The following is a 26,082-nucleotide window of genomic DNA, read 5'->3' as shown; positions in this document are numbered from 1 at the left end:
TTTATACATAAATAGATTTAATATCAATCGAATTTTATAAGGAGTAAGAAAATGGAAAATCAAGTAGACCTTAATAGACCTGTGAAACAAGTCCTTGATTCACACCCTGAACTTCTCGACATTCTTGTCGATTTAGGCTTTAAACCTTTAGCTAATCCAGCCATGAGACAATCGGTTGGAAAAGTTGTTACACTAAAAAAAGGCTGCAAATTAATCAACCTTCCTTTGGAACAATTAGTGAATGAACTACACTGGAACGGCTATACTGTCATCGGAGGTGACGTGAATGAGTAATAATACAGACAATCGCATAGATATATTAGAAGGTATTCTTCTTAAACTGCATCATGGAGCGGATCCTGAATCAGTTCAGGATGAATTTAATGAGCATTTCACGGGTGTGAGTGCCATTGAAATCTCCATGATGGAGCATCAATTAATGTATGGGGATAGTGTGATTACGTTTCAAGATGTTCTTAAGCTATGTAATGTTCACGCGAATCTGTTCAAAGGTACGATTGAAGATGGTAAAGCACCCGATGCTGATCACCCCGGACACCCCGTAACAGTATTCAAAGAAGAGAATATGGCGTTACGCTCTGCCCTGCTACGGATTAACAATATTCTGGATACCTTTGAAGAAATGCCGGTTGAAGAATTGTCTAATGGAATGATTAAAGGACTTAAACGTCAATATGATATCATCGGGCAATTTGATAACCATTACAAACGGAAAGAACATTTATTCTTCCCGGTTATGGAAAGTTACGGCCACGACGCTCCACCAAAAGTTATGTGGGCAAAAGATGATGAGATCCGTGACTTATTCAAACGCGCCTATAAAGCCATGGAAAAATTTCCCGATATTAAATTTTCAAAAGTAAGAGATACGTATGAAGCTTTCCAATTTGAATTCAATGAAATGATTTTTAAAGAAGAAGCTATATTAATTAATATCTTACTTGAAAGTTTCAATCAATTGGATTGGTACAACATCGCCCAGCAAAGCGATAATTACGGCTATGCAATTATTCCTCCTCGCGAAACTTGGGAACCAGAAAACCTGGCAGACTTACTCGAAGAAGATACGAAAAAAGCTGAAGAATTAACAATTCAAGAAGTACCTACACCAACTAAGTCAGTTCAAAAAACAATGAATACAGTGGAAAGTAAAACAATCGAAACACGAAAAATTACCGTTAATGCCGGTCAATTTACCGTTCTTTGGGAACCAGATGAGACGCTTGACTCAAGCAGTAACCAAATCATGAACCCAACAGTGCCTCTTTCGATTGGTGATGGTTACTTGAGCTTAGAACAAATCAAAGTCATCTTTGATTACATCCCAGTGAAAGTTACTTTTGTTGATCAAAATGATATCGTACAATACTTCAATCACAAGAAGGAGTCATCAATATTACCACGACACGCTGAAAACATCGGTGCTAAGGTAGAAGATGTCTATCCAGAAGCTGTCTGGGATACATTAGAACCCATTGTTCAAGCTTTCAAAGATAACACATTAACTGAAGAAAGCTTTTGGTTTGAAGATGAATCAGAATTCTTATATATTTCGTATAAAGCACTCTTTAATGAAGCCGGGCAATATCAAGGGTTCGTTGAAATAATACAAAACATCCAACCTATCTTAGATATTCAAACGGATAAATGGCGTAATTTACTCCCTCAAAGTAAGGTTGATTTAACACTTAAGGATCCAGCTAATTTAACTCAGGTTAATCACAAACATCAGTCTCAAGCAGAATCACAAGTACTTCAATTTGGTAAAGGACAGTTGGAATTCAACTGGTCTGTAAGCAATGAGACAGTAGTCAATGATCCAAAGGATTTTTCTAATGAGCAATTGATTAGTATCGGCGAAGGATATTTAAGTTTAAAGCAAGTGAGACTCATTTTGGATTCAATGCCCTTTGAGATTACTTACGTTGACGGCGATCATAAGTTTAAATACTTTAATAATATCGGTCCTTATGACGAGATGCTCTTCCAAAGATCACCTTTAGAAATTGGACGTGACTTAGAATATTGTCACCCCGCTAGAGTTTGGCCAAAGGTTAAACGCTTATCTGAAGACCTTCAAGCACAACGTCGTTTTATTGAACCTATGTGGTTCTCACCTGAGAATAAACTTATTTATATCTTGTATATTGGTGCGCAAGATCAAAATGATAATTATCATGGTATTGTGGAGACCGTTCAGGATGCTTCAATGTATGTTGAATTGGACGGAACAGAGAAAAGACTGTATTAAAAAAAGGAACTTGCTATTTTGTAGCAGGTTCCTCTTTAATATACTAGCGCCAGTTTAATGGTAGTATCTCTTCTTCAATAACGTCTGTAAATTCATTCTTTACATGTTTCCAGAATTTTAATCGATTAACTCCATTTTCAGTGTTTTCTTTATAGGCATTATAATCAGCACTTCTTTTTAATTCTGTCTCACCGATTTGTTTTTTCTTAGCTGGGTTATAGTTTTCTACTAAGAAAGCGAAATCTTCCTTATTTAAGAAATATTCTTTAGTAATCTTCTCTTCAATCGTATCTATCTTTTCTTCAATCTTTAACTGAAGTTTTTGAGATACATCTAAGTTTTTCAATTCTTCTTTTGGTAAATGTTGAACTTCATTCCAGATATCGTCAATAATGACAGCTAATTTTGGATTTGTTTGTTTAAAGTCAGAAATATACTTTTCAATTTCATTAACTCTCTTTTTACTTGGTTTATCATCTTTTTGATTGTATCTTTCATTCGATAAGTTTTGAATGAGTAGAATAAGATACTCGTAATCAATCTTATCCGTTCCAATTGATGATAATTTATAGTCAATATCAAATAATATTTCTTCTACATCATTCTCGCCAATCCGTTCTTTAATTTCTTGCAATGCATTTTCGTATTTACCGTGGTAATCTTCAATCAACTCTACTTTTAATCCAAATTCTTCTTTAAAGTAATCTTCATCATAATTAGAGTATACTTTGATTGCACTGAACGTTTTATCAAATTGTTGATAGTTTTTCACAAAGAGCTTTAGTGCTTCTGTCTCATCATTCATATCAATATTATCTGGATTGGGAGCTATAAATCTTAACTCCTCTAAAGCAAAAGTGAAATTACTAAACGCTTCATCCCAATCTGGAGCTTGAATAGCATTTTCGCCTCCATTAGAATACAAGAGAAAAGCTTCTTGAACTGCCTCTTTAAATGTAGCTGGCGATTGGAACGTCATGATTTGTCCGTATTGTTTAGTATGGTCATAAATACGGTTGGTTCTAGAGAATGCTTGGATCAAACCTTGTGGTCTCATAGGTTGTCTATCGACAAATAGTAATGCTAAAGAAGGCGCATCGAACCCAGTTAATAGTCGATCAACAACTATAACAATATCAATTTGTTCTTCTCTATATTTATATATTTCCTTTTTCCGAGCTAATCTATCATTTAAATTTCTATTGAATCCTCGAAGATTACTTAAATCATAATTCGTATTGTACATCTTGTTATAATCCTCTATGACACCTTTTAAATGACTTTGGTTCTCAAATGAGCTCTCCTCAGTTTCTGTTACTGAATAAGTGACACTCACTTTAGGAAAGTCAACCACTGCTTTTTTCACTTTGTCAGAAATAACAACTGAACTTCTGCCCTCGAGGACTTCTCTAAATAAATCATAATATCGTTGAGCTTCTTTAATAGAACTCGTCGTTAAAATTGCACTGTAGGTATTTCCAATCCCTTGATCCAAGTTAAATTTATTTTTTGAATGATTAATAATTGTATCAATAACTTCTAATTTATGTTCATCAGAAGAATAAATTCGTGATGGAATGTATCTTTCTTTCTGAACTTCATCCATATGGAGCACATTATCAACTTTTGCTTCTGCTTTGACAATATCTATTAAATCATCATCACTAATAGTATTGTTGTATTCAACTTGAAATCCAAGCACTGCATTGTCGTTAATTGCTTCTTTGACTGTATATTCATGTAATCTAGGGCCATATTGTTCTTCAGTAGTTCGTGCTAAATTTCCTTGTTCTTGACGAGCATTCTCTACAAAAAGTGGCGTTCCTGTAAAACCATACCAAAGAGCATAAGGAAAGAACATATTAATCTCCTGTTGTTTTTCTGGTGAAACCGCCCTATGAGATTCATCTACTACAAAGGCTACATTTAAAGATCGTAATTTTTTATAGTTCCGATTATTTTCGCCATCTCCATATCTTTTCATTACATAATTCAATTTTTGAATGGTTGTCACTATTAGTGTTCTATCATTTGAAACTAGTTTTTTTACTAAATCAGAGACATTATCAGTTTGATCTATATCAATAACATCATTCTCTGCATAAGACATAAAAGATGCCGTCGTTTGTTGATCAAGATCTATTCTATCAACGATAAATATTGTCTTATCTATCGAAGGTATTTGAAGTAAGTTTCTTGCTACCTTATAAGAAGTTAAAGTTTTTCCTGAACCAGTTGTATGCCAAACATAACCTGACTCTCTTCTTCTGGATGCCCTTTCCACTGCTTCGATAGCATGAATTTGATAAGGTCTCAGTAAAATTAGTGATTTCTTTTCGTTATCTATTACAGTAAACTGTGTAACTAATTTATGCGCATGAGGAATAGATAGAACGTGTTCTGCAAATTCTAAATAGTTATTCACTCGCTTATTATCTTTATCAACCCAAGTTGTAAGGAACTTAGAATTAAGTTTTTCTCCTCGACCTGCTGCAATGTACCGTGTGTCGGAACCATTTGTAACGACAAACATCTGAGTCGTTGAATAAATTCCATTAAACTTACCTTCGTTTAAGTACTTATTAATTTGTTCATAAGCAGACATATACCCATCTGATTTGTTTTTCAATTCAATATGAATCATAGGTAGCCCATTAATTAATAAAGTTACATCAAAAATCCTTTGACGATCAACAGGACTCACTTGAGTAGTCCGATATTGATTAATCACCTCATAGACAGATGTACCACCTGCAATATCTTGGCGACGAATGACTTGCAATAATATGGTTCCCTTGCTAGCATCTTCTCGTTGAACTGTTGCCTTAGCAACACCATTCTCTCCTGTTAACCAAACTGCAGCAGCATAAAAAGAGCTAAAGTTCAATTCTGCTTTAACTTGTTCAAATTCTTGGTCAGTTAATGGAACACCATCCAGAACGCTTACATTATTTGCTTCCAAAATTTGTCTGAAATTGTCCCATAATTGATCTTCAGTCTTTAAATCATCACGATAAGTCCATTGTGACTCTCCTTGAATCAATTGATTTATTATATTTTTTTCAAATTCTGCTTCACTAGTAAAAGACGGCATAGCTCTCCCTCATTCTTATTTAATAGTCTAATTTATCTCATTATAGCATGGAAAGCTTAGTAAAATAGTATTTAAGAGTAGTATTTTCGCTCGATTAAAGGGAGCAAAAAAATTTGGTGATAAACCGAGATAATTCTTTGGAAAAAAACACCATTTTGGGAACAGCGTAAGTTACGGAGTATCTCAAAAATTGTAACAGGAGGGACTCCTAAAACCACAATAAAAAAATATTGGGCTCCAGAAGAAATTCCGTGGATGTCTTCTGGAGAGATTAATAAAAAAAGACTAAAGGATACTGATGCTAAAATTTCTAAAATTGGTTTTAATAATTCAAGTGCTAAGTGGGTAAAAACTCAATCTATACTCATTGCACTGGCTGGCCAAGGTAAGACACGTGGAACTGTTGCAATTAATTATATCCCGTTAACTACAAATCAATCTATTGCAGCCATAGAACCTAATGAAGAAATAAATGCAGAATATCTATATCAAAATTTAAATAATAGATATGATGAATTGAGGTTAAAATCTTCCGGTGATGGTACCAGAGGTGGGTTAAATAAAAAGATTATTTCAGAGTTAATGATACCCATTCCTGAACTCAAAGAACAATTACAAATTGGGTTATTATTAAAAACTGTTGATAAGGACAACGATCTTCATCAGCGTAAGCTTGATAGATTAAAAAACTTAAAAAAAGCCTACCTACAACAGATGTTCCCTAAAAAATTCCACAGTGTTCCTAAATTAAGATTCAAAAACTTTTCAAAAGTATGGGACCAGCGTAAGTTGAGTGAAATCACTGAAAGAGTTAGTGGTAATGACGGTAGGATGTCACTTCCAACATTAACAATATCTGCAAGTTCTGGATGGCTCGATCAACGTGAAAGATTTTCAGGAAATATTGCAGGAAAGGAACAAAAAAATTATACTTTACTTTCACATGGAGAATTGTCATATAATAAAGGAAATTCAAAAATAGCACAATACGGAGTTGTTTTTGTGCTAAACAATTATAAGGAAGCATTAGTTCCAAGAGTCTATCATAGTTTTAAGGTGAATGAATATTCTGTTCCATATTTTATCCAATACTTGTTTGAAACAAAATTACCTGATAGAGAACTACGAAAAATAATATCATCAGGTGCACGAATGGATGGTTTACTAAATATTAGTTATTCTGATTTTATTGATATTAATGTGAGTATACCAGTAGTAAAGGAACAAAGTAAAATATCTTCATTCCTACAAAAATTCAATAAGAATATAAATTATCATCAGAGAAAAATAAACTCTTTAAAAGAACTTAAAAATTCTTACTTACAATTATTATTTATTTAATAAATTAAATAGTAATTTTTTCACACCATATCCCAAATTACTATATACAAAAAGCCATTAAAACCTTGATAATTAATATTAGGATTTTTCCTAATATATTCAAGGAGGTTTCATTTTGGTAAAGAATAGAAAAACAAACCAATTATTTTCAGTCTATTTTAAAGATTGGGTGGCGCTATACAAGGAAGCTGCAGTGAGGCAAGTTACTCTTCAAAAATATTATATTAATCAAAGGAGAATTGAAGAATTAGCACCAAATTTAAAAATGGGAGAACTAACGCGAACTTCGTATCAACAATTGTTGAATGATTATGCATTAACACATGAAAGACAAACTACAATGGATTTCCACCACCAACTCAAAGGTGCAATATTAGATGCTGTAGATGAAGGTATATTACCCTATAATCCAACTCGTAAAGTAATAATTAAAGGCAAAGAACCTAGAACCAAAAAAATAAAATATTTAAATCAATTTGAAGTTCAATCTTTAATCAAAGAATTTGAATTAACAAGTGAAATTAATTGGGACTGGTTCTTTCTTTTAATTTTAAAGACAGGATTACGTTTTTCAGAGGCATTAGCACTAACACCAAAAGATTTTGATTTTTCTACTCAAAAATTAAAAGTAGACAAAACATGGGATTATAAATCACCTAAAGGAAAATATTTACCAACAAAAAATCCCTCATCAGTTAGAACAATACAATTAGATTGGCAAACTGCCATGCAATTTTCTCAGCTAGTACGTAATATACCTTCTGATCAATTGATATTTGTAAGTGAGAGAATCTTTAACACTACGATTAACAAGAAACTTTCGAAACTATGTAATGATGCTGGGGTTCCAGAAATAACTATTCATAGTTTACGTCATACACATGCTTCTTTGTTATTGTATGCCGAAGTATCTATTGCTTCAGTTGCTAGAAGGTTAGGTCATTCTAGCATGACAACTACACAAGAAACCTATTTACATATCATTCATGAATTAGAGAATCAGGATAATGATAAAATTATGCGTCATTTGTCCACCCTAATCTGAAAAAAACTAATAAATACCGCTATTTGGAATTAGCGGTATTTATTAGTTTTTTATAGATTTCAATTATCATTAATATCTATACGATAGTATTATTGTGGGAATAGTAATTGTAAGTATGATGCTTTTAGTCTTTCTAAAGAGTCTAATTTTCTCTGATGAAGAGTGATAATGGCATCAAGCACTTCGAAGAAAGAACTTATTGTATTTTGTTCTTCTAAATTTGGTAAAAAAACAAGAAATTTCCTTATATTTTCCATACTCAACGCTGGTTGCGACGATGTTGCTATCAATGGAAATATAACTTTGTTGTAATAATTAGAATCGCCCATTTGTTGGCTAATAAATACTGGATCTATATCAGTATTCATCCTAATTCTTGCTACGTTAGGAGCCAGATGGTATTTATTATTTTGAGGAACTAACGCTAATTGACCTACTGTCCCAACATAAGTGAAAAGAATATCATTTTTGTAGAGCTTGCTTCTATTTAATTTTGAGAAATCACTTTCATCAATATATTTAACATCATCGAGAATTAAGTTGCCATTTTTTACATTTAACCCACGCAAAGCTATTATTTCACCGCGATCGGAATATTTAACGTATTTTGTAAACTCGAAACCTGCTAATTTCGTAATATCACTAACTTTCCCCAACTTTCGCTGTTCCCATAATTCTGAGAAATTATTGAATCTTAATTTAGGAAACTCTTGAGATTTTTCAGGAAACATATGCTGTAGAAAGGCTTTTTTAATATTTTTTAATATATCTAGTTTACGCTGATGAAGAGCTATTAATAAATCTAAATTTCTTAAAAAAGATCCAATTTTTATTTCTTCTTTTAAGTTTTTAGGAAAAAATATTTTGATTTCGCCAAGATCATTAGCATTTATTGCTGGATAGCTAGTTCCAGTACACATATTTAGTACATTGAGAACAAACTTATCTTCCTGAAGTCTACTAAATAGAAAATAACTGTCACCAACTGGTCTTAATTGAGCATATCCAGTCGAAAAGACGAAATTATCATTTTGTAAATCAAAATGATAATTATTTTTTTGATATGGTCGAACTGTTTGGAAAAAAACATCCCCTATTTTTGCAAGTCTTTTCGCTCTAGATGGAGCATCTATTCTTTTTATAGTTCGGTATGAAATCATTTCTGTTCCAACAACAGATTCTAAATCTACATACTCAAACTCATCTGGTACTGAAGTGTTTGGATTAATTAAAGCAACATCATTTATTTTTTGCTGTTCCCAATCAGCCGTAAATCCTTTAAATCTAAGTTCCGGTTGTCTTCTTTCTTCCTTAGCCATTATTGAAACACCTCTTTCATCGCTTGAATGATATCTCGTGTTTCATCCGTCACTTGAAAGTCATCAATCATTGAAAGTAATTCTTTCTCAGTTTGCTCAATTTCAGCATCAATTTCGCGAATATCTTTACTCAATTGAACCACATCAATGGGTTCTGGTTCTTCAAAAGTATCTACATAACGTGGGATATTTAAATTATAGTCATTCTCTACAATCTCATCATAAGGTGCTAAATAAGCATACTTATCTACAAATTCGCGCTTCTTATAAGTTTCAAGTATCTTTTCAATGTTTTCTTCAGTTAAGATATTTTGATTTTTCTCTTTCGTAAATTCATTTGATGCATCAATGAACATCACATCACGGTTTACTCTATTTTTCTTTAGAATAATAATTGTAGTTGGGATACTAGTATTTACAAAGATATTAGCTGGTAAACCAATCACAGCATCAATGGCTCCGTTTTCTAGGAGTGCTTTACGTATCTTCCCTTCAGAGGAACCACGGAATAATACGCCATGCGGAAGTACAATTGCCATAACTCCATCATTACGTAAATGATAATAACCATGTAGTAAGAATGCAAAGTCAGCCTTAGATTTCGGTGGCAATACCCCAAATGAAGAAAATCTTGGGTCATCTAAAAAGCCTTTAGATGCTGACCATTTTGCTGAGTATGGCGGGTTCATTAATACACCTTGGAAGTTAGTTGGCTCATCTGTTGGCCAATCCTCATCAAGTGTATCACCATTACGTAGCTTCTGATTCTCAATAGGCACTCTATGAAGAAACATATTCATACGTGCTAAGTTATAGGTCGAAGTGTTTAATTCTTGTCCAAAGTATCGGACACTTAGTGGTTCATTGGAATAGCGTTGTGCGTTTAGAAGAAGCGATCCCGATCCCATTGTAGGGTCATAAATTGTGAATCCCTTTTGATCCTCTTTACCCATTAATACAATTTGTGTCATTAATCTAGCTACTTGTTGCGGTGTATAGAATTCTCCCGCTTTCTTACCTGATTCTGAAGCGAATTGGCCAATTAGGTACTCATATGCATCTCCGAGTGCATCTCCGTCATAATCAACAAGATTTAAATCAGCGAGTTCTTTCATTAATAATGAAATTGTTTGGTTTTGTTTCTGAGGATTAGGTCCTAGCTTTCTTGAGTTTAAATCAATATCTTCAAATAAGTCTTCAAAGATTGGATTTGATTGCTCAATGTCTCTTAATCCTTGTTGTAGATGCTCTCGTTGGAATGTATTATTGTTAATTTCATCAATAAGTGCAGAGAAAGTTAGCTCTGGTTTAATGTCATAGGCAATATCATCTTTCAATGCTTCCCTTAGATCTTCGTGGGTGTCCGCATCTTTATATGCGTTAGCATAAATCAACTGAGCTTTTTCTAAATCATGTGACTCTTCTTCTAGTAACTCTGTAGAATGTACTAACATTCTATCAGATAAATACTTATAAAAGACAAGACCCAATAAGTATGATTTGTATTCATTGGCATCCATTTTAGATCTTAATATATCAGCTGAATTCCATAATGCTTGGTATAAACTTTGCGAATTTGACTTTTCCATCATGATTCTCCGTTCTAATTTAACTTACGCTGTGTTTCAGCGAAACTATTCTTAGTATATCATAGAACTCTAATTTTCCTCTACACAGTTGTTCATAAATATAGTCACAAAAAGAAGTGTTGTGCAATAGCTACAACACTTCTTAAATAATCTCTATTCAAACTCAGTCGATGTTTGTTCTTTTATCAACTGTTCTACTTCATCGTAATACTCATTGTATAACTCCATTGTGTCTGGAATAGGTTTGTTATCAATGATCGCAGCAATATTTTGCATACAAATTAACCAACCCGTCACGTCTTTCGGACTATGCTCTTCATCAATATGATGAATCCATTGAGTATAATTCAGTTGCGTCGTTAAGTCGTCATTGCTAACAAGGTCAAAGGTTACAATGTTTCCTTCTCCCCATTCAAATGACAAGTGAGACGGCACTTCAACGTCATAAATCATCATATCTATATGCATGTCGCCTGAATTAAACATCAAGTTTCCGCCAGCTTTGAGTGATTCAAATTCAAGTTCAGGGAACCATTGTTTGACGTATTCATTCGATGTTAACACTTCCCAAACTCGCTCAATATTAGCATTTAACTCACCTTGTAATACAATGTCTATACCATGATTATGTGTTAAATGATCTAATTCAGAGTGATGATGGTGGTCATGATCGTGGTCATGATTGTGATCATGGCCATGTTCATGTGCATGTTCGTCTTTATGTGAATCCATATTATCTCTCTTTTCTCTTTAGATTATTTTTGGAATTTAGGTTTATAGATTTGACGGCGGTCTAGTGCAAAGATTTGTGATGTAAATTCGCCTGGCTCAGTCTTATCTAGGACTTCAGTAATCATGTTGATTTTAGCGTCCATATCGTCAATATAGTGAATTAACTCTGCTTCTAGTAATTGTGGTAAGACAGGACTACCAAATTCCATTTTACCATGGTGAGCTAATACCACATGTTTCAGTAATAAGATTGACTCGTTCTCAGGATCAACGCCAATTTCAGCACACGCACGGTCAATCATCTCTGAGATAATGACGATGTGTCCCATCATCTTCCCTTTAAGGGTATACTCTGTTGAGATGGCTCCACTTAATTCAACAGTTTTACCAATATCATGAAGGATGATTCCTCCAATTAATAAACTTGGATTCAGTTGTGGATAAATCGATAATAAATTACGTGCGATTTTAACCATTGATAATGTATGGAAGCTTAGTCCACCTGCCATGGCATGGTGTAATCGTTTGGCTGCTGGATGGACAAAGAAGTCTTCCTGCGTTTGGTGAATGATTTTACGAACGACACGTGCAATGTTTGGTTCAGTTATAAGTAATAACGCATCATCAAGTTCTGCTTCCAAGTCTTCACGTTTAACTTTCACTTTCTCAACATAAAGCGTTGGATCATCCGGCTCACCCGCTTCTGCTAGGCGCATGGATTCAATCTTTACTTGCGGTGTTCCTTGATATGTATCTCTCTTACCTCTCAGAAAAACAACTTTACCTGCTTGGTATAAGTTCACTTCTTCTTCAGTTGCTGACCAGAACATACCGTCCATCGAACCTGAACGGTCTTGGAATCGAAAGGCTATGAATGGTTTCCCATTACGCGCTGTACGAATATCCGCTGCTTTAATTAGAACAAAAATACCGAATTGTTCTCCGTTTTTAATTTCAAATAATTGTGCCACAATATACCTCCTTGTATATATAAAACATCTAGTTATGTTAAACAGATATACATAATAATCACTCTTTTATTCTATCATATTATACGGATAAAAAAATATCCGAGCCCTTAAATAATAGTGAAGTCATTATTATTTAAAGACTCAGATATGGACTGATCTTATTCAACCTGTTATTCAGATTTTTCTTCCTTTGCTGCTTCTAACGATTCATCCAAAGCTTCTTTATAATCTTGAGTGTTCTCATTAGGTAAATCAATTGAGTTAATTTCCTCTAGATTAATAATAAATTTCGGATGGAATGTTTCATTAGCTTGCTGGTCAAAAGTAAAGAATAGCACTTGTATGTCTTCACTAATATCTTGCAGCACTTTATACATGCTAGTTTTACGGAATTCATCAAAGTTTACAAAGGCATCGTCAATGATGATTGGCATCTTAATCATTCTCTGAGCACTAATGACAAAGGCTAATCTTAAGGCAACATATAATTGCTCCAAAGTACCTTGTGATAATTCGTGTGGTGAGAATAAGACGTCACTAAATTGTTTTACTTTAATATCTTTCTTATTCATCTTAATTTGTGTATAGCGACTGAAACTTAAGATATTAAAGATATGATCAGCAATATCATTCATTTCATTGACTGGATTATCCAAACCTTTACGAAGTGTTTGATTAATCATATCCATTGCCAAACGTTTAGTTCCCCATTCATGAATCACTTCAAGAATTTCTGTCTTTTTATTCTCAAGTTGTTGTGATAATTCTTGGAAAGTACCGTCTTGCTCAAGTTGTTGAATCTCCACGACGAGATTCGCTCTCTCACGAATATTCGGATCTAACTTCCCTTTCAGAATTGAATGCTCACGTTCTGATTCATGGAATGACTCGTTAAGACTTTGTTTACTTTCAATCGAAGCTAAATCATCTTCGTAGCCAGTAATTTGTTCTTTATAAAGTTCTTTTTTATTCGTTAAGTCTTCAATTTCTTGGTTAATTGACACTCGTTGTTCAAATTCTAAGCGATTTGTAACATCCGTTTTATTATAGATGTCTTGAATCTCAACTTGTCGTGCGTCAATTTTGCCTTTGTTTTTCTCAATGCGTTCTCTAGCCTCAACTAAACGCTCCTTCAAGCTATTCCCTCTTTGTTGAGCTTGAATTAATGACGCTTCAACTTCTTCCACGTGACGAATTAACACGCGCGTAGTTACATCCTTGGCTGGGAATCGTTCTAGAAGTGGCGAGATTGCATCTTTCCAATCTTCAATTTGCGATGCTAATTTGGCCAATTCAGCCTCATAAGTCTCGCGTTTTTCCATCTCAGAGAAGTAGGTTTTCACTGGATTTGTCTTTAGAATCCACTCTGGATCAGCTGTTGGATAAAAACCAATCTCAGTTAACCAATGATTTTGATCTTTTACAATTTCAGCTTTTGCTTCTTCTAATTCATTAATTGTATCTTCTTTTTCATTGATTTCTGTACCGAGTTCACGACTTTGCTCACTCACTTGTTTCTCTTCTTCTTTCAACTGGTTCGCTCGATCGAGGACTGGACTATTATTAAACTCATTCATTAAGTTACGGTGTTTTATAAACACATAAGACATTGACGCAATTCCGATAATGGTCATAAACACACCTAACCAGAATATTATATTCGCCATACTTGCTTCATTAACTAAATTGAAGAATACGACAATGAGCCCAACAACTAACAGTGTTAAACCTATAAAGTACTCTGATAATCGCGTATTTTGAATTAGAATTTCTTCTTCATTTACACGCTGATTCTCAATCTTCGCCACACTTTGACGCAAGTTTGCGCTTTTATTTTGCAAATTTTTTCTCTGTTCTAAAAGCATCTTACGTTGAATTCGAATGGTTTCAATTTCAGAATTGCTGTCGATTAATTTTGTTTGGATGATTAAGCCTTTTTCAACTTTTTCTTCATAAGCTTGGCTGTTCTCAATCTTTTCTGGATAGAATTGTCCTTTTACCGCTAATTGAGTCATAGATTCATTTGTTTCATGAATACGCTGATTCATTTGCTCAAATTTGGTTTGAACTTCTTTAATTTGCTCTGTATGAGATAACCATTTCTTACGGTCTTGTTCATGATTATTCGCCCAATTAAATCGTGTTAGCTGGCCTAAATCGTTTTGAATGTGAGAGATACGTTCTGTTAAGGCTGTATTCTCTTCCTCCAAGTTTTGGATGGAGTCCACATTATCTCTCAATTTCTTTGGAGCGTTCTCAGGAATAGTCGTAAATACAAGTCCCTGTAAGGCTTTCTCTGTCGCTTTGAGTTTCAAGTAAGTGTCATAACGCGAGATGAGTTTATCTTTTTCTCGTATGTCTTGTTCAACTTGATTGAGTTGTTGATTTGTTTCTTTGATGACAACATCAATTTGGTCCCGACGTCTAGTTAAATCATTGTAGCGTCCCGTGTTTCTTTTAGCTTCATTGGCTTGTTCAGAAAGAAGATCATAATCATTAAGCAGACGGTTTAGTTCAGGTTTAACTCCCCTAGGTTTGAATAATTCATCCGTTTGTTTCTCAAGATCCTTAGAGATGCTTAAGAACTTATCGCTTCCAAGGGTTCCAATACTTAGAAAGTAATCATTTAACTGATCCGCACCAACATTCGCTAATTCTTGTAAATTTGCTAAGTTAAAAGCATAAAAGTTATCAAATAATGACTCGTCTAAGCCACCTAATATTTCATTCAGTTTAGATATAGCTAATTCTTCGCCTGAATCTGTATAAAGTTTCAATTCTTTATCCGTTCTTTCGATCCAAACATCACCATAGATTGTTTCTGTTAACAGAATGCGTCCACCGTATACGTCACTATTCTTAGGTTCATAACGATTAGGTTGGTTTACTTTTTTACGTCGACTTGGAAAACCGAAGAGAATCGAACGAATAAATGATTGTAAAGTTGATTTACCTGACTCATTACGGCCATAGAACAATTGAATGTCATCGTTAATATCAAACTTTTGGTTAATCCAACGGCCATATCCATAAATATCTAATGTTTTAATTCTCATGAGTCTCATCCTCCGTCTCTTTATCTAGCCCGATCATTTGTGCTATTAATTGTCGAGCAGAATAAATCATATCTTCCTGTAAGGATTCATCATGTTCTAAGTTAAAGTGACGTTTAATTAGTGGATGTTGATACAAATCAGATACGACTGTCTTAAAGCGGTCGCCCTCTTCTAATTCTACCACCACTTTATTAAAACTTTCCTCCAAACCTGGATCAAAATGAAAGACATCTAAAGATACATTTAATTTGGGTGTCATTCGATGAATGAGTACAAATGGACTTTCGTGATAATCTTGGTCTAAGACTTGGAAAAATTCGCCATCTTGAATTTGTTCAAGAAGTAGTGGGTCAAGTCTTTGGGCTTGAGTTAACTCCACATGAATAAAGTAAGTTTGTTGGTTAGCGTTCGCTTCGTCTTGGAAATTAGCCCTGATTTGTTGTAATTCTTCAATAATATCATTCGCTTGCCAATCAGATTCGCACTCTAATTTAGCATTTTCCCAAACAATTGAAGCGAGAGAGTAAAACGTGTTTTTCGTTTTTTGACCCTTCTCTAATTCAACGATATAGCAACCTTTATCGCCTGTTTCATTAATATGACGGCCTTGTATTGTCCCAGCATATTGAATTAATGGCTCTTGATTCATCACTTCTGCTTTATGAATATGTCCTAATGCCCAGTAATCATAGTTTTTTGAGAGTAACTCCTCGATACTAAAAGGAGCATAATTTCCTGAATCTGATTCAATTCCTTCTAAAGCTCCATGTAATAGCCCAATACTAAAAGCATCTGGATTATTATTAATTGGATAAGCATTAATCACTCGTTCGTGAATCCATTTCGTTGTATAACTAAAACCATGTATTTGAACTAATCGGCCATCTGCTAGATTAAATTCATAACTCGATACTTGGCGCGAATCTAAAGCATGCACATTGTCGGGATAGACCATGCGCGCTTTATCAGGTCGAATATAGTCATGATTTCCATGAATTAGTACAACTGGAATGTTCACTTTGTCTAATCGTTCCATTTGTTTCATAAAAAAATGCTGAGCGACGATGGATTGTCGCTCACTGTTATAAATATCGCCAGAAATTAACATCGTATCGACGTCTTCATTAATGGCAATACTCACACAGCGTTCAAACGCTTTAAACGGGGCATTGATTAACTCTTTCTGTAGTTGTGGAGACTCATTCCCTAATCCTGCAAAGGGACTATCTAAGTGTAAATCGCTGACGTGCAATAATTTCATCTTGTTTGCTCCTTTCATTGAATAGTTTTGTATAAGAGAGAAAATTAACGTAAAGAAAACCAGCCAAAAGCATCGATCGTCTCGAAAACTTCCAGCTGGCAATAAAGTTCAGCAAATGATTACTGGCTCATGTTTTGGTAAACTTCATTTAATGGCTTCGTAATGATTTGGTTGATATCATTAATCGTTTGGCTTACTTGTTGCTCACTAGCCATTAAACGGTTAATGTTCTCATCTTCTTGAACTTTAACAGACATTGCTTGAATGTTTGCAATCTCTTCTTCTGTAGGTGCTTCACCTTGCATTTGTTTCTGTTGTAATTGTTGCGAGATCGCGCGGAATTCATTGAATAACTTACGGCTCTCTTCGTTCGCTTCAATGGCAGCAACTGATTCTTTTAAATCATTATATGCTGGCAATGCTCTTAAGTCGCGCTCCAATTGATTCGCAGTATCATAAATATTGTTATTTTCTGTCATAATCTCTCTCCTTCTTAACTTCTATCTTAATATTAGCAAAATTAGACTCTCTTTACTACCAGAAACGGTTATAAATCTGAATTAATTTGAAAGTTACATAGACGCATTTTCAAAACAAAATTAACTAGTTTATCCATCCCGAAACTTCCTCAACGACATTTGACCCAATTCTACCCACCTCATCAAGTAAATTACCTCCGTGTTCGGAAATAAATTCACCCGCATCATTCAAGAAGTAAGTGGCTTGTTCTTGCCAATTATTCGCATCTTCTACAATGTTTGTTGTTTCTTGCGTTTGTGATGCATAAGTGACATCAAAAGGCGTCTGAGGCGATTGATTCATTAAGCCGGTTGTCTGAAGATTAAATAACGCCCCCATACCTGTTGGCATCAGTTCATCTAAAGATGGTTGACCTTCGACGTCTACTTCATCTAAACCTGACCAAGAGACAACAACAAAGTCTGGTGTGTAACCAACCATCCATCGATCACGTGTATCCATATTTCCTTCTGCTACTTCGGTACTTCCAGTTTTACCAGCTAACATACCATAATCTGGCCCGGATCCATAACCGGTCCCGTACCCGCCATAAGTATCTAGCATCATACTTGTCATATCTGCAGCGACATTAGAAGTCATTACCATATGTTTCGTTGGTGATTCATTGTTGTAGACCTCTCGTCCCGTTGCATCTTCAATTCGACGAATAAAACTACTTTCATAACGAATACCTTCATTAGCAAAGGCTGAATATGCATTCGCTATTTGAAGTGGTGAAAGCCCTGGATTAATAACTCCAAGTGCTAAGGATAAATCTTGATTCTCTTGCGGGACATTAATACCAAATTGTCTTAATTTTCTGACCGATTCACTAATTCCAATTTCATCTATTAAGTGGACTGCTGTTGTATTCTTACTTTGCGCTAAGGCGTAGTACAATTCAGTTTCTCCACCTGGTTCCGTATAATTATTATAATTATTTGGCGCATAATCATTCGCACCATGACCTTCCACGACATCCGGAACGATTGAATGCATATTGTAACCTTTCTCAAGGGCGGGTACATAGACAGCCATTGGTTTAAGTGTTGATCCTGGTAAGCGGTACATGTCCGTTGCGCGGTTAAAGCCACGATAGACATAATCCCCTCGGCCACCGTAAACTGCCATAATACCGCCCGTATTTGGATCAATAACGACACTTGCACTTTGAACTAATGGTTCTCCTGTCCCATCATCTGGGAATATCCATGTATTATCATATGACCTGTCTATGGCATTTTGATATGCAGGGTTTAAATTCGTATAAATTTTATAACCTTTTGATAATAAATCATCTTCTGGAATATCAGTCACTGCTACGGCTTCGTTAATCACACCATCAAAGTAATATGGATAAGTGTAACTATCTTCGACATAGTAGTTATCATAAAGATAAATCCCTTCAGCCATAATGGCATTGGCATCTTCTTGGGAGATGACATTATCAGAAGCCATCAATTGGGCCACTACATTCCGTCTTTCAATCGCCGCTTCATAATCATCAATCGGGTTAAATATTGAAGGTCCCTTAAGAGTTCCTGTTAGGACCATGCTCTCATTATAGTTAAGTTGAGAAGCTGGATGACCAAAGTATTTCTGAGAAGCATCTTCAATCCCCCAAACTCCGTTACCATAATAGGAATTGTTTAAATACATTTCTAAGATCTGATCTTTTGTATAATGCTTTTCAACTTCTATAGATAGAAAGAGTTCTTTAATCTTCCGTTGGAAGGTTTGATCGAGCGTTAAGAAGGCATTCTTCACCAATTGTTGGGTAATCGTACTCCCACCACCACCACTCGTGTCTCGATTGATTAATAACCTAACAAACGCACGTCCGATCCCAATCGTATCGAAACCATTATGCTCGTAAAAGCGTTTATCCTCAACGGCAACTAATGTTTCTCGCATCTGGGGCGAGATTTGTTCTAAAGGTACATAGGTCCCTTTTTGGGCCATTAAAGTACCAGCACTTGTATCATCATAAGCATAAATAGTTGTTTGAGACATGAGTCCTTCTTGCAAAGTTGCGACACTCGTTGTCTTAGCAATAAGAACAGAATAACTTGATAACAGTAAGGCAAACGTTAAGCCAATAAAGATTAACCATTTCCAACCACGGTAATATTGCCACATGGATTTTACTTTGTCCCAGGTCGTATTACTTTTTCTCGTTGGTCTCGTTGGTTGATTGTTATTTTCTTCCATAGTTTGCCTCCTTTCATTTTTTTATTGTATAAATTAATATAGTATTATCTTACTTAATTGTTATCAGCCTAAGGACTGATAACTTTACTTATTATATAGATAAATTTCAGCAAGACAAGTCAGATTACACTAATTTAACTTAAGGACATTATAAGCAATAAGTGTGAAAAATAAATGAAATATTCGCTATCTTTAATAGGTATACCACTTTTAAGATATTTGATAACTTTTGAAATTGCCTATGCAATTATTGCATAACAAAAAACTACTGGATACAAACAAGATATCCAGTAGTTTTATTCATTTAATTATTCATTGAGTAACTCTTCATACAATTTAATATAGTCCTGCGCTGGACCTTCCCAACTAAAATCACTCTTCATTGCTTGCTCTACAAGCTGTTTCCAAGTTTCTTGATCATTGCGGTATATATGTAAAGCTAGATTAATTACATCCAACATTGTTTGAGCATTAAATGGTGAGAAGCTGAAACCAGTCCCTTCACCAGTGAATTGATTATATGCCTGCACTGTATCTACTAGGCCACCTGTTTCGTGAACAATGGGTAAAGTTCCATATCTCATAGCCATCATTTGTGATAAACCGCATGGTTCAAAAGCACTTGGCATTAAGAACATATCTGAGCTCGCATAAATCAATTGAGCTAGCTCAACATCAAACATAATGCATGAACGCATCTTATCGCGATAAACGTCTTCAAAATATCTAAATGAGTTTTCAAATTGTTCTTCACCCGTACCAAGTAGGACAACTTGGACATCTTGTTGAAGCAAGTCATTTAATTTTTCTTCAATTAACTGAAAGCCTTTTTGGTCTGTTAAACGACTCACCATTCCAATGATTGGCACATCCGGGTTCTCTGGTAAACCTAAGCGTCGTTGAAGTTCAAGTTTATTCTTAGCTTTCCCTGACAAGTCTTCAATTGAAAAATGATGTGGAATAAGTGGATCAGTTTCTGGATTATTTGAATCATAGTCGATACCATTAATAATCCCACGTAATTTCCAGCGATTATGACGAATGACATCGTCTAATCCTTCACCAAATTCAGGTGTCGTAATTTCATTCGCATAAGTTGGGCTAACTGTCGTTACACGGTCAGAGAAATTAATACCACCTTTTAAGTAATTTACTAAATCATGGTATTTAACACCGTCATCCGTAAAAGTATTAAAACTTGTCCCAAAGACATTCGTTAGTATATTTGGTTCATAAATTCCTTGGAAGCGAATATTGTGAATCGTAATCACTTTACGAATTGACTTCAGAGCATTCTTCCAATGATATCTATCCACTAACATGGCTGGTATCATAGCGGTTTGCCAATCATTACAGTGAATAATATCTGGAATAAAATCTACTACTTCCATCATTTCTATAATAGCAGTTGAGAAGTAAGCAAAGCGCTCGCCATCATCCCACTCACCGTATAAATCTGGTCGATCAAAATAACTTAAATTATCTATAAAGTAGTACATGACATTATCATGTTTCAATGTTTTGATTCCGCAGTATACATTTTTATTTCCTAATTGAAAACGAAAATGAGAATGTTCTTTTAATTGGCTTTTGAATTTATCTGGCATTTTTGTGTAATTCGGTAATACAACTCGAATATCAACGCCTTGTTTGACTAATTCTTTAGGTAATGCCGCAGCAACATCCCCTAATCCTCCAGACTTAAAGAATGGTGCTGCTTCAGCTGAAGCAAATAAAACCTTCATGTTTACCCTCCTAGTCTGCTAATACGTGTAAATTTTTACCAATAACTTTTATATCATCGGGTGTTCCAATAATTTTAGCGCCTGGTTCTACAACAGTATTCTTATCGACAATCGCATATTCGATTTGAGCGCCTTCACCTACTTTAGTTCCTTGTAAAAGGATACTATTAAGTACAATAGCATCTTTATCTACAATCACACGACGGTTTAATACTGAACGTTTAACTGTTCCTGAAATAAATGTATCACTCCCTACAAATGACTCTCTTACTTTTGATTCAGGAGCATAGTAAGTTGGTGATCCGTGTTTTGATTTTGTTAATACTGGAATACTTGTTTGGAATAATGAAGAAAAAGTTGGAAAACTTAATAAATCCATATTCGCTTTGTAGTATTTATCAATTGTATCAATATTTGAAGCATAACCAGTATATTCAAATCCGTTTAGTGAACAAGCTGTCGCATAATGTTGTAATAATTCATTAAGTTCTAAAAACACTTCATCTTTAGTTGCTTGATCTAAGATGCTTAACATCTTATCAACACTTAAGAAGTACATATTTAAACCAAGATTCACTTTACCTTCTTGACTAGGTACAACATAATCAGTGAATTTCTCAATCTTATCCTCATTAAAGACAATACCGTGTGCTAACATTTCTTCATCTGAGACTTGATTCTCATCGAAGTTTTTGTAAACAACAGTTACATCTTTATCATTTTGGATATGTTGTTGTCTTATTGCACGAATATCAACGTTAGCAATAATTTTACTTCCGGCAACAAAGACATAATCTGCATTTGATCTCTCTAAAAATAAGCGGTGGTTATAATAAAAATCTTCATGTTCATGAGATTTTGGATGGTTTTTCTTCCAATCTTGGTGTGAGAAAGTAAAGATACCTCCACTGACTTCAGATTGTAAATCCCAAGCAGCTCCTGAACGAACGTGGTCATAAATAGAACGACCAGATTCACCAATGAATAATCCGACAGATTCAATCTTAGCATACGCTAAGTCTGAAAGCATAAAGTCAATAATACGGTAACGTCCTGCGAATGGTAATCCAGCGATAGGACGATTGTTTGTTAAGGGTTTTAGTTGAGTTGTATCTTCTGTTAAATTTATAATTGCACAAATATTATTTTTCGCCATCATTCTTTGGGCCTCCTACCTTATCATAAAATCCAACTACAGCAATTTCATCTCTTGTTCCGACAACTTTCGCTCCGTCTGCGATTACTGCACCTTCACCAATGATTGCGTAATCTATCTCACAGTTTTCTCCAATGACAGCATCAGCCATAATGACTGAATTCGCTACTGTTGACCCTTGAGAAACGGTTACGTCTTGTGAAATAATTGAATCTGACACTTTACCAGCTACATAACTTCCGTCTACAATTAAAACATTCGAAATTTCTGCATCTTCAGTTAAGAACTGAGCACCCGTTACTTTATTTGATGTGTAGACTCTCCAAGAATTACGTGTTTCATTTAATGGATGGTCTGGGTTTAAATATCCCATATTCGCTTCCCATAGACTTTCAATCGTTCCTACATCTTTCCAGTAACCTTCGAATGAATAAGCAAAACAGTTCTCAGCGTTATCTAAATATGTTGGGATAACATCATGACCAAAGTCTTCTAATACACGGTCTTTAGCTGAATCTTTCACTAAATATCTACGAAGTGTTGGCCAGTCAAAGATATAAATTCCCATTGAAGCTAAGTTGCTCTTTGGCCCTGCTGGTTTTTCTTCGAATTCAATAATGCGGTTACTGTGATCTGTATTCATAATTCCGAAACGTGATGCTTCGCTCATATCAACTGGGATAACCCCAACTGTTAAACTTGCATTATTCTCAACGTGGAAATTATACATTTCACTGTAATCCATCTTGTAAATATGGTCTCCTGATAAAATTAAGACGTTGTCAGGATTTAAAGAATCTATATAACTTATGTTTTGATAAATAGCGTTCGCAGTTCCTTTAAACCACTTTTCGCCATCTGAACTTGAGTAAGGTTGTAGTATGGTTGCTCCACCATCACGACTATTTAAGCCCCAAGAAGCACCTTTTCCAATATGTTCATTTAACTCTAATGGTTGGTATTGAGTAACAACCCCAACGTTTTTAACTCCAGAGTTAGCACAATTACTTAAAGCAAAATCAATAATTCGATACTTTCCACCAAAAGGTACGGCTGGTTTAGCGATATTCTTCGTCAGGACTCCTAATCGAGTTCCTTGTCCACCAGCTAAAATCATTGCTATCATTTCATGTTTCATTTTACAGTTAGAATATTGTTGATCGTTGGCGAGACGGTTTAACTATGTTAACCAATATTCTATCTCCTTTCCTATTTCTTTACGCCTGAAATACGTTTGGGACGGATGTAAAGGACTGAAATAGCAGGAATAATCGTCTTAATCGAAAACGGTTGGTCATTTGTGTCGATTGCTTCGGTTTTTAAATCTGCTATCGGGTCAACCCACGTACCACCGAATTCTTTCATTTCTGAATTTAATAAAACTTCATAAGTACCCTCGAATGGAACGCCAATGCGAACATCTTCTCTTTGTACAGGAACGAAGTTACAAATAATTATTAAAAAATCATTTGTTTTTTTACTATGTCTAATAAAAGTTAAAACACCTTCGTCATAATTATCTGCATCTAATACCGTCAACCCATCTGCGGAATGATCCAATTCATGCAGTGATTTCTCTTTAAGACCTAAATGGTTTAAAGTGCTCATGTAGTGTTGATATTCGCTATTAAATTCTCTTTCTAAATCAATCCACTCTAATTCATCATAATATCGCCACTCTAAGTATTGACCAATTTCATTCCCCATGAAATGCAGTACTTTACCAGGTTGAGCCATCATATAACCATGAATTAGTCTCAATGTTGCGAATTGATTGTAGCGGTCTCCTTGAATTTTACCTAACATAGAATTCTTACCATGTACGACTTCATCATGTGAGTATGGTAGGATATAGTTTTCATTTAACTGATACATGAAAACAAAGGTAATCAATGTTAAATTTTTTGGCCGATAGAGTGGATCCATCTCAAAGAATTTCAACGTATCATTCATCCAACCCATGTTCCATTTGAAGTCAAAACCAAGGCCACCTTCCTCGACACTCTTTGTGATGCCGTTCCAATTAGTACTTTCCTCAGCCATCATGATTGCTTGGGGACATTCTTCATGAACAACAGTGTTTAATTTCTGTAAGAAATCAACACCTTCAAGCTTAATGTTCGTTCCTTCTTCATTCGGAGTCCACGGTCCTTCATCAAAATCTAAGTAAAGCATATTAGATACGGCATCTACTCGAATGCCATCTATGTGGAACTCTTTTAACCAGAATAATGCGTTGGAGATTAAGAAACTTTGAACTTGAGTTCTTCCTAAGTCAAAATTAAGTGTTCCCCAGCCAACATTATTCGCTTTATTCAAATCTTGGTATTCAAACGTTGGTGTACCATCAAAATATGCTAACCCATTTGAATTTCGTGAATAATGTCCTGGAACCCAATCTATAAGAACGCCGATGCCGTTTTGATGAGCGTAATCAACAAATTCTTGTAATTCATCTACAGTTCCATATCTTCCACATACTGCATAAAATCCAGTTATTTGATAACCCCAAGAGGCATCTAAGGGGTGATCCATTAACGGCATTAATTCGATATGCGTATAACCCATCTTCTTAACATAAGGTATTAATGTTTCAGCAAGTTCTTGGAAACTATAATTGCTTCCATCGGGATGTTGACGCCAAGAACTAAAATGAACCTCATAAATTTGTAAAGGTTCTTCTAGTATGTTCTTCTTACGCTGATCTTTAATCCAATTTGAGTCATTCCACTCATAGTTGGGTAAATCCCAAACAATTGTCGCATCTTTCGGTGCCGTCTCATGTCGGTAGGCAAATGGATCCATCTTGTATTCAATATGTCCGATACCATTATCGATACCATATTTGTAATGTTGACCCTTTAAATCTTCATTAAAGTATATTGACCAAATGCCTCCATCAATATATTCTAATTCCTTCAGATTCCAATTTGTAAAGTCACCTTGAATAAACACTTGTTTCGCATTTGGTGCCCAAACATTAAATCGATAACCAATCTTACTGCCGTCATCAACCCGCTGACTTCCTAAAAATTTATAGGCTTGTCTGTGGGTTCCTTGATTGAAAAAATAAATATCTTTTTCAAAATTCGAAGCCTTGGCAAGTTCACTGTTCATTAACTCCCCTCCTTATTAGCATCTAGTACTATGGTTTTATCATTACATGAAAGCGCTTTACTTTGTATCATTCTATTAACTCCCGTAACAATATTTTGCAATAAAATATATTTAACACTGTTCATATTTTCATTATAACCTATATCTCATTTTTATTTAATCAAAAAATGAAAATTTACATTTTCTTAACAATTAAATTCGTTTATTGCACAAAAAAACCACGAAGAATTAATTCTTCGTGGTTTTATTCGAACGGTGAAATTAATATAATTAATCGAAGTCTCTGTTCACAGCAGAGAGCTTGCTATACTCGTCTTCCCGACGTTGATGTTAATCAGTAGTATATCACCTTGCAATCTACCTGATCGCTTTTCGACTCATCGCATATTACTATTATATAGCATTATCATTTTTTAGCAATTACTTTTTTGACTTATTTAATTAGATTATAATTAAATCAGTCCCCTTTTATTTTATTTATACTCATTCATTTAATTTTATCTTGAGTTTTAATTAACTAATACACTCCTGAATAATTCATACTTCTAAATTTTTCGATTAAAAATACATTTTTTGTCGTAATTTTGCTTTGGTTCTAAAATTTATATGTTTTTTGAGATTTTACAGAACATTTTTATCGAGATTCGATTTTTA

17 protein-coding genes are annotated in these 26,082 nt (G+C 34.7%); 4 read left to right on the top strand and 13 right to left on the bottom strand.

The window, feature by feature from the left end:
- Positions 1 to 51: 51 nt before the first annotated feature.
- A complete protein-coding gene (locus tag ACEN31_RS04825; protein WP_407090232.1) occupies positions 52 to 294 on the top strand; it encodes a DUF1858 domain-containing protein in 243 nt (80 codons plus the stop codon).
- Complete coding sequence (locus ACEN31_RS04820) at positions 287 to 2,272, top strand: DUF438 domain-containing protein (RefSeq protein ID WP_407093910.1); 1,986 nt, start codon at positions 287 to 289, stop codon at positions 2,270 to 2,272. The genes ACEN31_RS04825 and ACEN31_RS04820 overlap by 8 nt, the downstream gene beginning before the upstream one ends.
- Before the next feature lie 43 nt (positions 2,273 to 2,315).
- Here ACEN31_RS04820 and ACEN31_RS04815 read toward each other — a convergent pair whose 3' ends face one another.
- Entirely contained in the window at positions 2,316 to 5,366 is a 3,051-nt protein-coding gene (locus ACEN31_RS04815; RefSeq protein WP_407108781.1) for a type I restriction endonuclease subunit R, read from the bottom strand.
- A 129-nt stretch (positions 5,367 to 5,495) separates the two neighbouring features.
- On the opposite strand from ACEN31_RS04815, the gene ACEN31_RS04810 reads away from it, so the two are divergent.
- The gene (locus ACEN31_RS04810) at positions 5,496 to 6,707 is read left to right on the top strand and encodes a restriction endonuclease subunit S (RefSeq protein ID WP_407108783.1); all 1,212 of its coding nucleotides are present in this window, start codon (positions 5,496 to 5,498) and stop codon (positions 6,705 to 6,707) included.
- 115 nt (positions 6,708 to 6,822) lie between these two features.
- On the top strand, positions 6,823 to 7,752 hold the full coding sequence (locus ACEN31_RS04805; RefSeq protein WP_407108780.1) for a site-specific integrase: 930 nt from the start codon (positions 6,823 to 6,825) through the stop codon (positions 7,750 to 7,752).
- A gap of 89 nt (positions 7,753 to 7,841) precedes the next feature.
- Here ACEN31_RS04805 and ACEN31_RS04800 read toward each other — a convergent pair whose 3' ends face one another.
- The 12 genes from ACEN31_RS04800 to glgB all read right to left on the bottom strand — a co-directional run bounded on the left by ACEN31_RS04800 (position 7,842) and on the right by glgB (position 25,428).
- Positions 7,842 to 9,071, bottom strand: coding sequence for a restriction endonuclease subunit S (locus ACEN31_RS04800; protein WP_407108779.1), 1,230 nt, complete (start codon positions 9,069 to 9,071; stop codon positions 7,842 to 7,844).
- Positions 9,071 to 10,663 carry a type I restriction-modification system subunit M gene (locus tag ACEN31_RS04795; protein WP_407108778.1) on the bottom strand — a complete coding sequence of 531 codons (1,593 nt, stop codon included), beginning with the start codon at positions 10,661 to 10,663 and terminating at the stop codon, positions 9,071 to 9,073. Before ACEN31_RS04795 ends, ACEN31_RS04800 begins: the two co-directional genes overlap by 1 nt.
- A 150-nt stretch (positions 10,664 to 10,813) precedes the next feature.
- Positions 10,814 to 11,392, bottom strand: a complete 579-nt coding sequence (locus ACEN31_RS04790) for an SRPBCC domain-containing protein (protein ID WP_407094699.1) — start codon at positions 11,390 to 11,392, stop codon at positions 10,814 to 10,816.
- Between the two features lie 23 nt (positions 11,393 to 11,415).
- Positions 11,416 to 12,363 carry an HD domain-containing protein gene (locus ACEN31_RS04785; RefSeq protein WP_338489553.1) on the bottom strand — a complete coding sequence of 316 codons (948 nt, stop codon included), beginning with the start codon at positions 12,361 to 12,363 and terminating at the stop codon, positions 11,416 to 11,418.
- Between the two features lie 170 nt (positions 12,364 to 12,533).
- Positions 12,534 to 15,419 (bottom strand): AAA family ATPase, encoded by a 2,886-nt coding sequence (locus tag ACEN31_RS04780; protein WP_407108777.1) that lies wholly within the window; start codon positions 15,417 to 15,419, stop codon positions 12,534 to 12,536.
- Positions 15,409 to 16,680: a DNA repair exonuclease gene (locus tag ACEN31_RS04775; RefSeq protein ID WP_197104695.1), complete on the bottom strand. Its 1,272-nt coding sequence runs from the start codon at positions 16,678 to 16,680 to the stop codon at positions 15,409 to 15,411. The genes ACEN31_RS04780 and ACEN31_RS04775 overlap by 11 nt, the downstream gene beginning before the upstream one ends.
- Positions 16,681 to 16,799: 119 nt before the next feature.
- Positions 16,800 to 17,159 carry a YlbF family regulator gene (locus ACEN31_RS04770; RefSeq protein ID WP_407108776.1) on the bottom strand — a complete coding sequence of 120 codons (360 nt, stop codon included), beginning with the start codon at positions 17,157 to 17,159 and terminating at the stop codon, positions 16,800 to 16,802.
- A 124-nt stretch (positions 17,160 to 17,283) separates the two neighbouring features.
- Positions 17,284 to 19,410 carry a transglycosylase domain-containing protein gene (locus tag ACEN31_RS04765; protein WP_407108775.1) on the bottom strand — a complete coding sequence of 709 codons (2,127 nt, stop codon included), beginning with the start codon at positions 19,408 to 19,410 and terminating at the stop codon, positions 17,284 to 17,286.
- 308 nt (positions 19,411 to 19,718) lie between these two features.
- Positions 19,719 to 21,155, bottom strand: a complete 1,437-nt coding sequence (gene glgA, locus ACEN31_RS04760) for a glycogen synthase GlgA (RefSeq protein WP_407108774.1) — start codon at positions 21,153 to 21,155, stop codon at positions 19,719 to 19,721.
- Positions 21,156 to 21,165: 10 nt separating this feature from the next.
- Positions 21,166 to 22,314: a glucose-1-phosphate adenylyltransferase subunit GlgD gene (glgD, locus tag ACEN31_RS04755; RefSeq protein WP_407108773.1), complete on the bottom strand. Its 1,149-nt coding sequence runs from the start codon at positions 22,312 to 22,314 to the stop codon at positions 21,166 to 21,168.
- The gene (locus ACEN31_RS04750) at positions 22,298 to 23,449 is read right to left on the bottom strand and encodes a glucose-1-phosphate adenylyltransferase (protein WP_407108772.1); all 1,152 of its coding nucleotides are present in this window, start codon (positions 23,447 to 23,449) and stop codon (positions 22,298 to 22,300) included. The genes glgD and ACEN31_RS04750 overlap by 17 nt, the downstream gene beginning before the upstream one ends.
- Positions 23,450 to 23,520: 71 nt before the next feature.
- Positions 23,521 to 25,428 (bottom strand): 1,4-alpha-glucan branching protein GlgB, encoded by a 1,908-nt coding sequence (gene glgB / locus ACEN31_RS04745; RefSeq protein ID WP_407108771.1) that lies wholly within the window; start codon positions 25,426 to 25,428, stop codon positions 23,521 to 23,523.
- Between the last annotated feature and the right edge of the window lie 654 nt (positions 25,429 to 26,082).

The sequence above is a fragment of the Ruoffia sp. FAM 26255 genome (assembly GCF_045528525.1).
Taxonomy (GTDB): Bacteria; Bacillota; Bacilli; order Lactobacillales; family Aerococcaceae; genus Ruoffia; species Ruoffia tabacinasalis.
The sequence above is the reverse complement of the archived record's forward strand: the minus strand, read 5'-3'. Positions and strand labels throughout refer to the sequence as shown.